The organism is Dietzia alimentaria 72 (assembly GCF_000226215.1).
GTDB classification, from domain to species: Bacteria; Actinomycetota; Actinomycetes; order Mycobacteriales; family Mycobacteriaceae; genus Dietzia; species Dietzia alimentaria.
Genome location: NZ_AGFF01000025.1, coordinates 94,913 through 109,510, shown reverse-complemented (window position 1 = coordinate 109,510; position 14,598 = coordinate 94,913). Strand labels below are relative to the sequence as shown.

At 70.3% G+C, this 14,598-nt stretch carries 14 protein-coding genes; 4 read left to right on the top strand and 10 right to left on the bottom strand.

All coding sequences use genetic code 11. From position 1 onward, the window contains the following. Positions 1–62 precede the first annotated feature (62 nt). From ON04_RS13910 to ON04_RS16785, 3 genes are read right to left on the bottom strand one after another with little or no spacing between them, the layout of a single operon-like run. Complete coding sequence (locus ON04_RS13910; RefSeq protein ID WP_010542243.1) at positions 63–1,442, bottom strand: glycosyltransferase family 2 protein; 1,380 nt, start codon at positions 1,440–1,442, stop codon at positions 63–65. Continuing rightward, a complete protein-coding gene (locus tag ON04_RS13905) occupies positions 1,439–2,464 on the bottom strand; it encodes a glycosyltransferase family protein (protein ID WP_010542242.1) in 1,026 nt (341 codons plus the stop codon). Before ON04_RS13905 ends, ON04_RS13910 begins: the two co-directional genes overlap by 4 nt. Next, positions 2,461–3,327, bottom strand: coding sequence for a WcbI family polysaccharide biosynthesis putative acetyltransferase (locus tag ON04_RS16785; protein WP_010542241.1), 867 nt, complete (start codon positions 3,325–3,327; stop codon positions 2,461–2,463). Before ON04_RS16785 ends, ON04_RS13905 begins: the two co-directional genes overlap by 4 nt. Positions 3,328–3,522: 195 nt before the next feature. Here ON04_RS16785 and ON04_RS13895 point away from each other — a divergent pair, with 195 nt between their 5' ends. Beyond that, the gene (locus ON04_RS13895) at positions 3,523–4,599 is read left to right on the top strand and encodes a glycosyltransferase family protein (protein ID WP_010542240.1); all 1,077 of its coding nucleotides are present in this window, start codon (positions 3,523–3,525) and stop codon (positions 4,597–4,599) included. Positions 4,600–4,602: 3 nt separating this feature from the next. Here ON04_RS13895 and ON04_RS13890 read toward each other — a convergent pair whose 3' ends face one another. Then, a complete protein-coding gene (locus ON04_RS13890; RefSeq protein ID WP_010542239.1) occupies positions 4,603–5,280 on the bottom strand; it encodes a DNA alkylation repair protein in 678 nt (225 codons plus the stop codon). 34 nt (positions 5,281–5,314) lie between these two features. On the opposite strand from ON04_RS13890, the gene ON04_RS16320 reads away from it, so the two are divergent. Further along, on the top strand, positions 5,315–5,440 hold the full coding sequence (locus ON04_RS16320; RefSeq protein WP_010542238.1) for a pyrimidine dimer DNA glycosylase/endonuclease V: 126 nt from the start codon (positions 5,315–5,317) through the stop codon (positions 5,438–5,440). Positions 5,441–5,461: 21 nt separating this feature from the next. Here the strand turns inward: ON04_RS16320 and ON04_RS13885 are convergent, their stop codons facing one another. Then, complete coding sequence (locus tag ON04_RS13885; RefSeq protein ID WP_010542237.1) at positions 5,462–6,718, bottom strand: glutaminase; 1,257 nt, start codon at positions 6,716–6,718, stop codon at positions 5,462–5,464. 136 nt (positions 6,719–6,854) lie between these two features. Here ON04_RS13885 and ON04_RS13880 point away from each other — a divergent pair, with 136 nt between their 5' ends. Next, entirely contained in the window at positions 6,855–7,094 is a 240-nt protein-coding gene (locus ON04_RS13880) for a heavy-metal-associated domain-containing protein (RefSeq protein WP_029458477.1), read from the top strand. 55 nt (positions 7,095–7,149) lie between these two features. Continuing rightward, on the top strand, positions 7,150–9,099 hold the full coding sequence (locus ON04_RS13875; protein ID WP_010542235.1) for a heavy metal translocating P-type ATPase: 1,950 nt from the start codon (positions 7,150–7,152) through the stop codon (positions 9,097–9,099). Between the two features lie 62 nt (positions 9,100–9,161). Here ON04_RS13875 and ON04_RS13870 read toward each other — a convergent pair whose 3' ends face one another. From ON04_RS13870 to ON04_RS13850, 5 genes are all read right to left on the bottom strand, one after another. Then, on the bottom strand, positions 9,162–9,569 hold the full coding sequence (locus ON04_RS13870; protein WP_010542234.1) for a cupin domain-containing protein: 408 nt from the start codon (positions 9,567–9,569) through the stop codon (positions 9,162–9,164). A gap of 121 nt (positions 9,570–9,690) precedes the next feature. After that, the gene (locus ON04_RS13865) at positions 9,691–10,494 is read right to left on the bottom strand and encodes a Crp/Fnr family transcriptional regulator (RefSeq protein WP_010542233.1); all 804 of its coding nucleotides are present in this window, start codon (positions 10,492–10,494) and stop codon (positions 9,691–9,693) included. A 27-nt stretch (positions 10,495–10,521) separates the two neighbouring features. Next, positions 10,522–12,021, bottom strand: a complete 1,500-nt coding sequence (locus ON04_RS13860; RefSeq protein ID WP_010542232.1) for an FAD-dependent oxidoreductase — start codon at positions 12,019–12,021, stop codon at positions 10,522–10,524. Between the two features lie 103 nt (positions 12,022–12,124). Further along, positions 12,125–12,952: a mycofactocin-coupled SDR family oxidoreductase gene (locus tag ON04_RS13855; protein ID WP_010542231.1), complete on the bottom strand. Its 828-nt coding sequence runs from the start codon at positions 12,950–12,952 to the stop codon at positions 12,125–12,127. 111 nt (positions 12,953–13,063) lie between these two features. Beyond that, positions 13,064–14,584 carry an aminotransferase-like domain-containing protein gene (locus tag ON04_RS13850; protein ID WP_010542230.1) on the bottom strand — a complete coding sequence of 507 codons (1,521 nt, stop codon included), beginning with the start codon at positions 14,582–14,584 and terminating at the stop codon, positions 13,064–13,066. Positions 14,585–14,598 lie beyond the last annotated feature (14 nt).

Below are 14,598 nucleotides of genomic sequence, written 5' to 3'. Positions count from 1 at the left end.
GCTGGACCTACGATCGTGACCCCCCGGGGGGCCTGACGCCACCGGAGGGGTGAACGACCTGGTCACCAGCCGCCGAGGACCTGTTCAAGCCGTACCCCCGCTCCCCGTGTTCCGAAGGGGCTCACCCCGACTTCTCTCGCGGCGATCGCCCTAGGCGCGTCCGGGCAATCCCCCCAGATCTGCTCGCGGGCCAGGGCGCGCGACGTGCGGATCCGGGCGAGGACGCGCCCCTCGTCGTCGTCCACGGTCAGGCTCCCCACGGGTGGGCACAGTGCACGCACCCGGTCGGGGTCGAGCGCACCGAGCCCGCAGGGGCGGAGGATGTCCACCAGAACCTCGGGACGACGACGAAGACCCGCGCCAGCTGCCTCGCGGGCCTCCCCCGGGTCGTGCGGTTCGAGTCGGACCCGGGGATCCGCGGCGAAGAGCTCGGCGATCAGAGGGGCGTCCGGGGTGTCCGGGTCCACCGAGACGGTCACATCGCCCCACCGCAGTAGCGAGGCACACGTTGCTGCCACGGACCCGCTGCCCGCGACGCTTGCGGTGGCGGCGCCGTGCTGCGCCCCGCCCGGGCCCCGATGGATGCGGACGGCGATCAGCGGCAGCTCGAAGATCCCTCCCGCTGGCCGGGTGAGGGGAGAGGCGATGAGCGGGGCCAGTCGTGCGGTTTCGGCATTCTTCTGGGCCAGGTGCGCAGCGCCGTCGGGATCATCGGCTCCGGCGCGGCCCGACCAGTCGGGGCCGTCGTGCCAGGCCACCGCGTCGGGGACGTAGCGGAGCCGGCCGCCGACCTGTTCGCAGCGCCAGGCGAGGTCCCAGTCCTCACCGCCGTAACCGACGATGTGGGGATCAAAGCCCCCGGCCAGGTCGTACATCCGGCGGTGCATCCCGCACACCGCCGAGAGCACGCCCCGCCAGAGTCCGGCTCGCCATCCACCGTCGGTGCGGGTGAGGCCGTCGGTCTCGGTGTAGAACGAGGCCGGCCACTCGGGATCCGGGAGGACTTCGGCGAGTTCGAGGCCCCGGTGGGCTGGCTGCGCCGGTGCCGCCGCGGGGTCGCTGAACACCCCGTACCGGCGCCGGCCCACCACGAGTAGGTCCGGGTTCCCCTCCAGGGCGGCCAGCAGGGCGGCCACGTAGCCGGCCTCGGGGACCGTGTCGCCGTCCAGGAAAAGCAGCAGCTCACCCTCTCCCGCCCGGGCGCCCAGGTGCCGGGCGGCGGAGGCGCGGAATCCGCGGTCCTCCTGCCGGACCACTGTGACCTCAGGGGGGACGACGGGCGGGGTGGGCGAGCCGTCGTCCGCCACGATCACCCGGGGGGACTCGGCGAGCCCGGTCTGGTGGCGCAGTGCGTGGAGGATCCGGTCGAGCATCTGCTGGTCCCGGTAGTACGGGATCACCACATCCACGCTTGCCTGGATTGCCGAGGTACCCGCGCTCACCCGATCCACCTCTCCCAGGCCTGCCGGTAGGCGCGGCCCAACTCTGTGGCGCCCGGTCCGGGCGGGTCGATGCGAGTCGGGGCGGGGTTGTCGAGGAGTGCGCGCAGGTCGCCGGCGAGGTCGGAGATACCGGCGGGACCGGGGGCGCCCGTGAGCAGCAGGGAACCGGGCCGCCGCTGTTCCATCTCGCGGGTGTAGTCCGAATCGGTGGTCAGGGGGCGGCGCCCGGCGGCGGCCCAGGTGTTGAGTGAGCCCGACGCGGACACGTTGCGGAACAGGGCCACCGGCACGGTCACCTCCGCCAGGACGCGGGCGAGCTCGTCGTCGTCGACCCTCCCGGTGACCTCGGCGCGTCCCCCGGCTGCCCGGACCGTCTCGACCGCGGCGCGCACGTAATCCTGGTGGCCGTCGGCGGGCGCGCCCAGCAGCCGCAGCGTCACCTCGTGATCGCCGGCGGCGGCGAGGTCGGCCACGGCCGCGGCCACCACGTCCACCGCTTTGCCCGGGTGCAGGAAGCCGAACACCCCCACCGACCGCGCGTCAGGTTCAGGTGGGGCGCCGTGGCGCGAGGCGACGCCCAGGTCGGGGACGGGCAGGGGGATCACCGCGTCGACGACGATGCCCGCAGCCTCGCAGAGGGCACGCTCGTGCCGGGAGCTCACCACGACCAGGTCAGCGGCCGCCGCGATCCGCTGATACGCCCGGGTCCGGAAACGACACCGCTCCTCGCCCTCGGCCGGTTGGGGAACATCGTGCAGGGTCACGGCCAGCGGACGGTCCCGCGCCACCGCCTCGACCGTGTCTGCCGCCTCGTCCGGAGTCGCCCCGAACAGCGGGTCGGTGACGTGCAGGTGAATGGCCCTCGCCGAGCCCTGAGCCGGGAGTGCGGCCAGCGCCGCGGGCAATCCGGCCACGTCGGGCACGTCGAGAACCGCGGCTCCGGCGGCCTGAGCACACTCGACGGCGAAGCGGGTCACCCCGTGCGCCGGCGGGCCGAGCGCGATCGTCAGCGGTGCATTCACCTGAGCCCCAGGAGCTCGATGCGCGCGGCGTGGCGGCGCAAGCCCTCCTCGACCACGCCCGGGGTGGACTCGTACCAGGCCAGATGCGCCTCGACGACCTCACTCGCGGAGACGGCGTCGCCGTTGACCAGCCAGTCGCGCGGTCCGATCTCGGGAAGGCCCAGCGCGCGCTCGACGGCGGGATCGACGGGAGCCTGGGTGTCACCCAGGGGTTCGCGGTCGCCGATCCGGGGCGGCGGGTCGATCAGTCCGGGAGGGAGTTCAGCGAGGATGCGCCCGAAGACTCCCGCCAGGGTGCCGCGGTCCGGGTGGTTGATCGTGTGCCAGCGGGGCATGGAGTCCAGCAGGTCCGATGCGGTCAGCGTGCCGTGGGCCTGCTCGCGGGTCCGCAGCGCCTCAACTGATTCGCGGACCGAGGCATGCGCCTGGTCCGGATTCGGCACGGCGTCGAGCACCTCGCGATCCCCGGTCGCCGCGGCCATGATCGCCCGCAGGTCGTGGTACGGGGCGATGGGCGGGACGAGCGATCGGTCCCGTGGGGGCCGGATCAGCACCTGGTACGGGTGCAGCCCCGCGAAACGCAGGACCGGCACCAGCACGACCGTGGCCGAGGCCGGCAGCTGCGCGGTCATCTGGCGGTGACCGAGCGGCAGGTCGCGGTAGTCGTCGCGGATCGGCTGGACGATCAACACGTCGGTGCGCGCGAGATCAGCATGCAGCGTCGGGATATCCCGGGCCGTCATCTCGTACACCGGTCGCACGTCGGTCACCGCGGTGCCCTCGGCGGAACGCAGCAGGTCGCGATAGACGTCCGCCTGGCAATTGCCGATCACCATGACTGAGGGCACGTCGGTGTGGCTCACTGGACCGAACCCTTCTCTGCGCTGGGGGTATTCACTGCGCCGAGCGTAGGCAGGCCCCCCGGCGGCGGCAACCGGCCCGCAACTGCCGCCACCGATGCAGTGGGGTTAGGCACGCGCGGATGGCAAGGTGACGGGGTGCACTCCAGCGTTCCCCCGACCCCGACCCCGACCAGACAATCGATCCGAGTCCGGTCTGTGCCGGCTGGCCACGACTACGTCCGCCACGCCGTCGGCACCGCGGTGGGCACGTCCGCGGTTCACCTGCTCGACGACCCGATCCTGGACCCCTCGGACCCGGCTCGCTGGTGGCCGCACCCCGCGCTGGAGGCCGCTGAGCGTCCCGGGGTGCTGGGGGGCGCTGACGTGGTGCACGTGCACTTCGGCTACGAGCACAGGACGCCTGAGCAGGTGGCGGGCTTTGTCTCCGCTGTGCGGGACCGCGGGCTCGCGCTGGTAGTGACTGTGCACGACCTCACCAATCCGCACGAGACCGATCCCACGGCTCACCTGGAGCGAACCGGCCATCTGGTCCGCGGCGCGGACGCCGTGATCACGCTGACCTGCGGTGCGGCCACCGAGATAGGGCGGCTCTGGGGCGTGGACGCGCGGGTGATTCCTCATCCGCGACTGCTCCCCGCCGGGGTCACCGAGCCGCACCGGCTCCGCCACCTGGAAGGCCTGGACGGTCCCAGCCCGGCCGGCCGTCGCTCCGTGGGCGTGATGCTGGGGTCCCTGAGGTCCGGGATCGCCGCGGAAGAACTCCTCCCCCGGCTGGCCGACGCGCTCCCCGATGGCGTCGACCTGGTGGCGATGGTCCGCTCCGACGCCCTGTCCGCCGCCCGGGATCCCGGTCACGCCCGACATGCTGCCGCCCTCACCCTGGACCTGCTGCACGCCCGCGAGCACGTCCGCCTTCTCCCGCACGAGCACCTGGACGACGACGAACTGTGCCGGACCCTGGCCGGGTTCGACGCTCTGGTTCTTCCGCATCGTCACGGCACGCACTCGGGGTGGCTGGAGCTGTGCCGCGACCTCGGGGTGCCGCCGGTCATCCCCGAAATCGGGCACCTGCTCGAGCAGTGGGGTTCGCCGGCGGGCTCCTACGATCCCGGACAACGCGGGCTCACAGGGTTGCGCGACGCCCTGCAGACCGCCCTCACCAGCTCGACTGTCCCCCCACGGGCCGCCGAGGCCGAGGACGGCGCGGTCGCAGCGGCTCACGCCGAGGTCTACCGCGATGCGCTCGGCGCACCACGCGGGTCAGGGCGGTGACGATCAGCCCTCCTTGCGGCGGACGATTTCGTTGATCCACGCCGGGGCGAACGGCGAGGTGCAGTAGGGCGGTGTCGGATAGTCGCGAAGGACTCCCAGACGCTCGCCGATCTCCAGCGCGCGCGCCCGCAACTCAGGGTGTTGGATCCCGATCTGCGCCAGGCAGGTGTTCATCTCCCACTGCAACCGCTCGTGAGCTCCTGCCATCTCTGCCTCGATCCTGTCGAGAAGTGCGGTCAGGTCCAGCCCCTCCGGCCTCGTGACCACCCTGTCCGCGGTCACCGCCCAGCCGGCCGAGGCCACCACCGGATCGACATCAGCCATCCAGGCGATGCGCAGGTCCTCGGCGTGCGGACCCTTCATCACCACGTACCGCACCAGCCAGTCGTGCACCTTGCGGGTGCGGGCCTCGCGGATCATCGCATCGAGCTCGGCAGCGGAGAACTCTCTCGGCCTGCAGATGAGCAACGCCAGCAGCCGTGCAGCCGAGTCACCGGTGCCCCACAAGTCCACAGCCAGGGGATGGTTCTTCTTCACCCGCTTGGCCACAGCTCGGAGCTTGGTCAGGTTCACCGCGTGGTCGTCGCCGTGCCGCTCGTTGACCTCCCGGATCCGGGCGTCCGCGAGGTCCGAGAGCTCGGCCATCACCTGGTCGAGAGTCGGCGGTGTCGTCGTCGTCATATCTCTCCTCCGGCGCGCGCCCTCCACTCGGTGGATGCGTCTGTGGAGCATCCATCCCGACCTGCTCGACCGCGCCGCGTTGGTCTCCGGGTGGCGCGAGGGACTCCTGGCTCAGAAGGTACTCCGCGAGTGGGAACGCGCTCCCCGTTCGGAGGCCTGAACCGCTGCTCGCAGCTCCCGGTCAGCGGGCAGCGCGCCGGGTGACCGGCCGGGACCCGTCGCTCAGCTCAGGCTGGGGAAGACGACGACTGGGGTCGGCCAGACCCACGGTGTGTCCGTCGGCGGACAGTCGGCTCATCCCCTCGATCAGCATCCGCCGTGCGCTCCTGTTGACCGAGGACACCCGGCTCAGATCCAGGGTCACCTCGCTGTCACCCGGCGGGATCTCAACGAGACGGCGCAGCACCTGCTCGGCGCTGGCGAACGTCATGGGACCCTGGAGCCGGAAGGTGCGCCGGCCACTGGCCTCGTCGTAGCGCACCGAGCGGACCGCCTCGACGTCTGTCACGGTGGTGTTCATCAGATGCAGGTCGAGGTCGCGGGAAAGCCGCTCGAAGGTGCGCACGCCCTCCACACTGTGGCCGTGATCGTCGAGTCGTGGTGAGAACACTCCCAGTCCCACCTGCCCGGGCAGCGCACCAAAGATCCCGCCGGAGACCCCACTCTTGGCGGGGATGCCAACGGTGGACATCCAGTCACCGGCCGCGTCGTACATTCCGCACGTGGCCATCACCGCGAGCACCTGCCGGGCCACGCGCGCGGAGACCACCTGCTCACGGGTGACGGGGTTGACGCCGCCGGTCGCGAGGGTCACCGCCATCACCGCCAGATCACGGACGGTCACCTTGTAGGCGCACTGCCTGGTGTAACCGCGGACCGCCTCATCGGGGTCGCCGTCGATGATCCCGCCGGCGCGCACCAGGTTGGCCATGGCCCGGTTACGGAAAGCCGTGCGCAATTCGGAGTCCAGGACGGTGATGTCCACCTCCAGAGGCCGGCCGGCGAACGCCGAGAGCCCTTCGGCCACGGCGGTGTCGCGCTCGATCTCGGTGGCGTCCGGCTGGCCGACGAGCGTGTGCGTGGTGATGGCACCGATATTGATCATCGGATTGCGCGGCCGGCCCGAGACCCTCTCCAGGGAGATCTGATTGAACGCGTCGCCAGACGGCTCCACGGCCACCTTCTCGAGCACCCCTCCGATCCCGCGATCGCGCAGGGCCAGGGCATAGATGAACGGCTTGCTCATGGACTGGATGGTGAACTCCGCGTCCGCATCACCCGCCGTGTAGACGACCCCGTCCATGGTGCAGGCCGCCACCGCGAAACGGTCCGGATCAACGGACGCGAGCTCGGGGATGTAGTCGGCGAGTTCGCCGTCGTCGCCCACTGAACAGGCATCGCGGATCTCGAGTAGATAGTCAGGTACCGGCGTCTTCACGTTCCCCAGCGTGTCATGCCCGCACGACTATGCGGACAAGTGATGCCCGTCAGTGTTCTTCTCCCTGATCCTCCGTAACTTCCAAGGTGCCGGGCCCGGAGTGGGCCCGGGAAGAACGAAACCAGGAGTGATCAACATGGCCGTCAACAGCCAGAACCTCAAGAACAGCATGCTCCGGGCGGAGGGCTTCTCCTGCCCGTCCTGTGTCTCCAAGATCGAGAAGCGGGTCGGCCGCATGGCCGGCGTGGAGAACGTGAAGGTGCACTTCGCCTCCTCCCGGATCGAGGTCGACCACGACCCGGCCGTCGCGAGCGTAGACGACATCGTGGCCGCTGTCGGCAAGGCCGGCTACAAGGCCCGCGCCAGCGCCTTCTGACCGGGCCGACGCCCACCAGCCATCCCCTCGCACTGCATGAGAAAGAGGAACAGACATGAACACGATCCGTAGGTGGGTGTACGGGCGCTGGTTCGTGCCCATCGTGTCCGGACTGCTCATCATCGGCTCGTTCATCGTCGCCGGTGTGGCAGGTTCGGATTTCCGTGGGCTCGAGGACAACACCGTCCTGGCCGACGCACTGATGTTCGCCGCCGCTGTGGTGGCGGGCGCCCCGATCGTCAAGAAGGCCGTCGACGCCCTGTTTATTCGCCACATCGGCATCGACCTGCTGGTCTCGGTGGCCGCGATCGGCGCGATCATCATCGGCAACTACTGGGAGGCGGCCGCGGTCACCTTCCTGTTCGCGATCGGCCACGCGCTCGAATCCGCGACTCTCAACAAGACCCGGTCTGCCCTGGCCGAATTGGTGGCCGTGGCCCCGGATGTCGCGGTGGTGATGCGTGACGGCGAACAGGTTGAGGTGGACGCCGTCGACGTCCGCCAGGGCGAGATCGTGCTGGTGAAGAACGGAGCCAAGGTTCCGGTCGACGGCCAGGTGGTCGCCGGCTCCGGCGCGCTGGACGAGGCGTCGATCACCGGCGAGTCGATCCCGGTGGAGAAGTCGAAGGGTGACCAGGTGTTCGCCGGCACCATCTCTCGCGGCGGCTTCCTGCACGTGTTGGCCACCGGTATCGGAGCCGACACCACCCTGGCGCGGATCATCCATCGTGTCGAGGAGGCGCAGGACGCCAAGGCCCGCACTCAGAGCTTCATCGACCGCTTCTCCAGCTGGTACACCCCCGGCATCATGCTCCTCGCGCTGGTCGCGGGCCTGATCAGCGGTGACGTGGTGTTGGCGCTGACCCTGCTGGTGATCGGCTGCCCGGGCGCACTGGTCATCTCGATCCCGGTGGCGATCGTCGCCGGCATCGGTCGGGCCGCGCGCAACGGCATCCTCATCAAGGGCGGCGAGTTCCTGGAGACCTCGGCGAAGATCGACGTGGTGGCCGTGGACAAGACCGGCACCCTGACCGAGGGGCGCCCGGAGCTGACCGACGTGGTGGTGCTGGATCCGAGCATGAACCGCGCTGATGTGTTGGCACTGGCGGCTGGTGGCGAGGCCGGATCCGAGCACCCCCTGGCCCGTCCGATCCTGGATGCGGCGGCGGCCGAGGGGATCGCTTACGACACCCCCGAGTCGGTCACCCCGGTGGCGGGTAAGGGTCTGACCGCGCAGGTCCACGGACAGCGCGTACTCATCGGAAACCAGGCGTTACTGGATCAGTTCGGAATCGTCGACGACGGTGGGGCCCAGCGTGCGGCCGACGAGTTCGCCCGCGACGGCAAGACCCCGATGATCGTGGGTGTCGACGACAAGGTGGCCGGTGTCCTCGCCGTGGCCGACACCATCCGTGCAGATGCGCCAGAGATGATCGCCCGCCTCCACGCCGCAGGTGTGAAGAAGGTCGTCATGCTCACCGGCGACGTCCAGCTGGTGGCCGAGGCCGTGGGCAAGGCCACCGGGGTGGACGAGGTCCGGGCGGGACTGCTCCCCGAGGACAAGCTGGATGCCGTGACCGAGCTGCAGCGTGCGGGGCACACCGTGGCCATGGTCGGCGACGGCGTGAACGATGCCCCGGCGCTGGCCACCGCGAACATCGGAGTGGCGATGGGCGCGGCCGGCTCGGCGGTGGCGGTGGAGACCGCGGACATCGCCCTGATGGGCGACGACCTGCTCCGGCTGCCCGAGGCCATCGGGTTGGCCAAGCGCACCGTCAGCGTGATGCGGCAGAACATCGCGATCGCGATGATCACCGTGGCCGCGCTCCTGGCAGGTGTCTTTGCCGGCGGCGTGACCATGTCGATCGGCATGCTGGTGCACGAGGGATCGGTGCTGGTGGTGATCATCAATGCCATGCGTCTGATGCGTCGACAATCCGAGGCGCGGCAGGCAGCCGCAGTTCGGGCGCCTGCCGGAGCAGATCGCGATCCCGTGAAGGTCTGACCTCATTCACGACCTGGCCCGCGCTGCGCACATCTGCGCAGCGCGGGTCTCGTCAGGTCAGGTCAGTGATCGTGCTCGCCGTCGGCCTTGGTGGGGTGAACAGTGCCGTGCGCGTGCTCCGGCGGGGCGTACAGCGAGTACACCTTGAGGTGGTCGTCGCCGATGTTGGTGACGTTGTGCCACGAACCGGCGGGCACGAGGATCACCCAGTCGTCGCCGACCTCACGCTCGAAGTCGAGCTGATCCTTGGCGGGGCCCATCTGAACGCGGCCCTTGCCGGCCTCGACGCGCAGGAACTGGTCGTGGTCGGCGTGGACCTCGAGTCCGATGTCATCTCCCGGCGCGATGCTCATCACCGTGAGCTGCATGTTCGATCCCGTCCACAGGGTGGTCCGGTAATTGTCGTTCGAGAGCGTGGCGTCCTCGATGTTGACGACAAACGGATTCGGGCCATGGTCGGTGGGGCTCATCGTGGTTCCTGTCTGATCGGTAAGCAAAGCGGTAGTAGAACCGGGACCAGGTACGCCCGATCCGCTATCGAGTGTCGGCGACCTCGGCGGTTCTTTCAACCAAGGCCAGCCTGTCCGCACCTCAGGTGCCGGCGATCTCCGCCAGCCGATCCCGGTCGAGCACCGCGGTCCAGCGGCGACCGGAATCGATGATCCCCTCCCTGCGCAGACGGCTCATCACCCGCGATACCGACTCGGGCGTGGAACCCGTCATGCCCGCCAGGTCGACGCGGGTGAGCGGCAACTGGAGCAGCGTGCCGTGCGAGTCGTCGCCTCCGAAGCCGGACCTCGCCTCACCGAACTTGTCGGCGATCCGGAGAAGTGTTGCGGCGACCCGCTCGGCGACCGTCCGAGTGGACTGCTGCAGCACCGTGGTGCGGGCGTCACCGAGTTGGCCGGCCAGATCGTCCACGACGCGCAGCGCGACCTCCGGGTAACGGACGAGGATCTCACGGAAGTCCTCATCGGAGATCCGCAGAGCGCACAGGGTGCCGAACGCCTCCACCGTCTCGCCGTACTCGGGCTTGCCGAGGGTGTCGAACCCGCCGAACATGTCGCCCGGCGCCAGCAGGTCCACCACCACGGTCCGTCCGTCTTCGGTGTCCTGATAGGCCTTGGCCTGCCCGTGAGCCACCAGATACAGGTGCCCGCCCGGCTCGCCCTCCGTGTAGACCGCGTCGCCGGCCGCCCAGGAGAGCACGACCGCGTGCGCGTCGACGTCCGCGATGCCGTCGGCGTCGAGGTCGGCGAAGAACGGCGCGTGACGCAGCACGGCTAGCCGCACCGGCCGGGGGCAGGCGTGCGGCTGGGCGCACGTCGTCCGCAGCGGGGTGCGGCGCCGATCAGAGGTTTCACGAACAACGGAACTGTCCGAGACGGTGGCCATGACCTCAACTGTGCCAGTGTCGCGCGCTCAGGGGACGTCGTATTTCTTGAGGCCGGTGCTGGCGGGCCCTTCGAGCAGGTCTCCGCAGGCGGTGAAGCGCGACCCGTGCCAGGGACAGTCCCAGGACCGCTCGACCTCGTTCCACGCCAATGCGGCTCCCATGTGGGGGCACAGCAGTCCGACGCGGCACACCTCGCCGTCGTCGCCCACCGCCTGACCGATCGGTCGGACGGTCGGCCGTGGCCGCCGTACCGCCGCCTGCGCCGCGGTGGCCGCGAGTTGCACGGGAAGGTCCGCCAGCAGTGGCACCGCGTTCTTGACCGACCCGGTGATCGACGGCTTGCCGAACGTGACCCGCTGGTCCAGGCCTTCGAGGCGATCGATCATGATCCCCGCCGCGGCGGGCGCCCCGCTCAGGCCCCACTTGCTGTAGCCGCCGGCGAAGTGCACTCGGCCGCGGCCCCACGGCAGAGGGCCTGACCTGGGCAACATTGTCACGGGGTGATAGTCCTGCGCCGACCAGCCGTGGGTGAATCGCGCGCCCGGGAAGTGCTTCTCGGCGTACTCGCGGAGTGAGTCAACCTTGGAGGCGGTCCCGGCGGCGGTTCCGGTGCGGTGACCGTTACCTCCGACCAACAGGACCTCATCGCTGCCTTGGGGGACGGTCCGCAGCGAGCGCACCGGACTCTCGACCGAGGCGTACATGCCCTGCGGTAGCCCGCCGGGGTATTCGAATGCACACAGGTATGAGCGCTCGGCCTCCATGGTCGCCACGCTGGGACCGTGGTCGAGGGCGGGGGTCGCGGTGGCGAGGACGACGTCGCGGGCGGTGAGCGTGTCTGTGGTTCTGGCATCGGGATCAGGATCGGTGGAGGCACCGATCGCGGCGGTGACCTCGACAAACGCCTCCTCCCCCGCGCCCTGCGCCTTGAGCCCGGTGACCCGGGCGTGTTCGACGATCCGCACGCCCAACGCGGTGGCCTCGCGGGTCAGCGCGCCGAGCGCCTCCACCGGATCGAACTGCAGTTGATCGGGCAGTTCGACCCCCGCGCGGGACGGGAACGGGACGTCCATCTTGTCGTACCACCGGGCGGGCAGCTCCAATTCGACGAGCGTGCGCATCTCCTTGCGGAGCCTGGAGGTGCCCAGAGTGCTGTTCGAGAACGTCACCGCGCGACGTCGTTGCACATCAACGCCGTGGGAGTCGCAGAACTCAACCCACCAGTCCAGCCCGTAGAGGTTGGCGTCGGCGTAGGCACGCGTCGTCTCGAGCCCGTGCCGCGACCGAATGGCCGACAATCGCGTGCCCTGGAGAACCGAGATCTTGGCCGTGGTCGCTCCACTCGCCCCGGCCCCCACCGTGCGTGCCTCCAGCACCACCACGGATCTGCCGCGCGCGGCCGCCATGATTGCGGTGATCAGGCCGGTGAAGCCCGCGCCCGCAACCACCAGATCCACGTGCTCGCCGGCCGGGAACGCCTCCGCCGGCGGGTCGATGGTCGTGCGTCTCCAGAATGCCTCGCCCATGGTGCGCCTCCTCCGAGCTGTCGCCTACGGTCTCGCGAATCTCACAGTAGGACCGCACCCGACCGCCCGCGACCGCTCGGCGGAGGACCCCGAGGCGCGGCGATTACTTGCCGGTAAAACCCGCGTCCACCGGGAGCGTGATCCCGGTGATGTTACGGCCCGATTCCTCCACCAGGTAGAGCACCGCGCGCGAGATGTCGATCGTGTCGAGCATGGCCACCGGCAGGGCATTGCCCATCGTGTGCGCAGCGGGGTTGGCGGCAAACCAGGCCTGCATCTCCTCGTGCGCGACCATCGGTGTGACCACACCGGCCGGGTGGATGGTGTTGATGCGGATGCCGTGCGGCGCCAGCCAGATCATGAGACTGCGCATGATGCCCACCACGCCGTGCTTGCTGGCGGTATATCCGGTCGCCGCGCCGGAGCCGTCGCCGCCTCGCCCGGTCAGGCCGTTGGTGGAGGAGATCAGCACGAGCGCTCCGCCCTCACCCCGCTCGACCATCAGCGGCGCGATCGCGTGCGCCGTGTTCCACACGCCCACCAGGTTGACCATGATCGTGTCGACGAACGCCTGTTGAGCATCCGGCTCCAGACCGCGCTGGAGGTTCACCCCGGCGTTGGCCACCACGATGTCCGGCACACCGAACGCCTCGACGCACTTGTCCACGGCAGCGGCGACGTCGGCGGTCTCCCGCACATCGCCCTCGACGGCCACGATCTCGCCACCCACCGCCTCGACCTCGGTGACCGTCTGGTCCATGTCCGACCGCGACGCCAGTGCATATGGGACCGAGGCGATGTCCTCGCAGATGTCCAGCGCGAGGATGCGGGCCCCGCGCCGGGCGAGCTCCACCGCGTGACTGCGACCCTGGCCCCGGGCCGCGCCGGTGATGAAGGCGACCTTGCCCGCGAGTGACTGCTGCTGTTCCATCTGTGCCACGCTCCTGATCCCGGCGACCCGAATGGCGCCCGGCCCGGCCCCCGGACGGCGACCTGACTCCTGTCAGGATCTAAGCACCCAGGCGCCAGCCGCCGGGGTCGATCAGCTGAATTGGCCGCCGCTCAGGACCTCTCGCAACGCCACCGCAAACGCCGCCGCGTCCCGCGCTCCGAGTCGCGAATAGCTCAGCACCAGGCCCGACACCGCGGCCTGCGCCGACTGACTACTCAGCGACCGCGTACGCCACCCGGCCCGCTCGAGCCCGCGGACCACGTCGTCGTCGTCATATCCGGGGAGCAACACGCACAGATGCAGACCGGCCTCCACACCCGTCACGTCCAACGTCGGACACTCGCGCGCCAGCGCCGACACCAGACGTGAACGGCGGTCGCTGTACACCCGTGCCGCGCGCGCCAGGTGGCGGTCCATCGCCCCGGAAGCCATGAACTCCCCCAACGTGTCCGCGGGCAGCGACGACGGCCCCCGCCGGTGCACAGCCAGACACCGCTCGACCTCCCGACGCAACGCCTCCGGTGGCAGACACCACGCGACGCGAAGGTCCGGGGCCACCGACTTGGATGAGGTGCCCACATACGCCACGCACCCGTCCGCGCCCGGCAAGGTGGCGAGTGCGGGCAGCGGGGCGACGCCGTAGCGGAATTCGCCGTCGTAGTCGTCTTCGATCACCAGCGAGCCGGTCCGCCGCGCCCACTCCACCAGCGCCACGCGCCGCTCGACGTTCATACGGTGGCCGAGGGGGAACTGGTGCGCGGGCGTGGTGAACACGATCCCCGGCTCGTCGCCCAGGCGCGCGACGTCGAGGCCATCGGGATCCACGGGGTGCAGCCGCACGTCCAGGCGTTGCTCGCGGGCCATGAGCAGCGCGCCGCGGTAGCCGGGGTCCTCCATGTGGAACGGAATCGCGGGGTGCTCGGTTTGCTCGGGGTGCTCGGCGTGCTCGGCGACGAATGCCGCACACAGGGCCGCCACCGCTGACCTCGACGAGTCGAACAGCAGCGGGTCCGCACCCGCGATCCCTCGATGTCTCCGGAGATGCCCCGCCAACGCCGCCCGCAATCCGGGGCTCGGCTCCTCCCACGGATTCAACCCCACCAACCCCGCCGCAGCGGCCGCCCGCACCGCCGACCGCCACGCCCGCTCGTCAACTAGCGACGCGTCGGGGATCCCGGGGCGCAGATCTCGCGGTGACCGGCCCTGTCGCGGAGCCAACCCCTCCGCCGCGCCCCCCGCTTTCACTGTCCCCCCTGGTCCTGCCGTGCCCGCCGCGCCCGCCCCACCGGCCACCGACGATGACGACGACACCGCCTCCCGCCGACCACGAGTTCGCGCGCCAGCACGCGCAGCCTGGCCAGCACCCGAACTGACGCGGGTGCCCGAGCCGTGGACGGAGGCGACGAATCCCGCGGCGGTGAGTTCGTCGAAGGCGCGGACGACCGTGCCTCGGGAGAGCCCGGTCTGCTCGGCCAGTGCGCGGGTGGACGGCAATCTGTCGCCGTCCGCCAGGGCCCCGTCCGCGATCCGGTTGATGATCACGTCCACCAGATCCGCGGCTGCCGACACTTCACCCACGACCAGCGAACCGGGGCGGGGTATGCGGGCCATGCACCCAGCCTAGG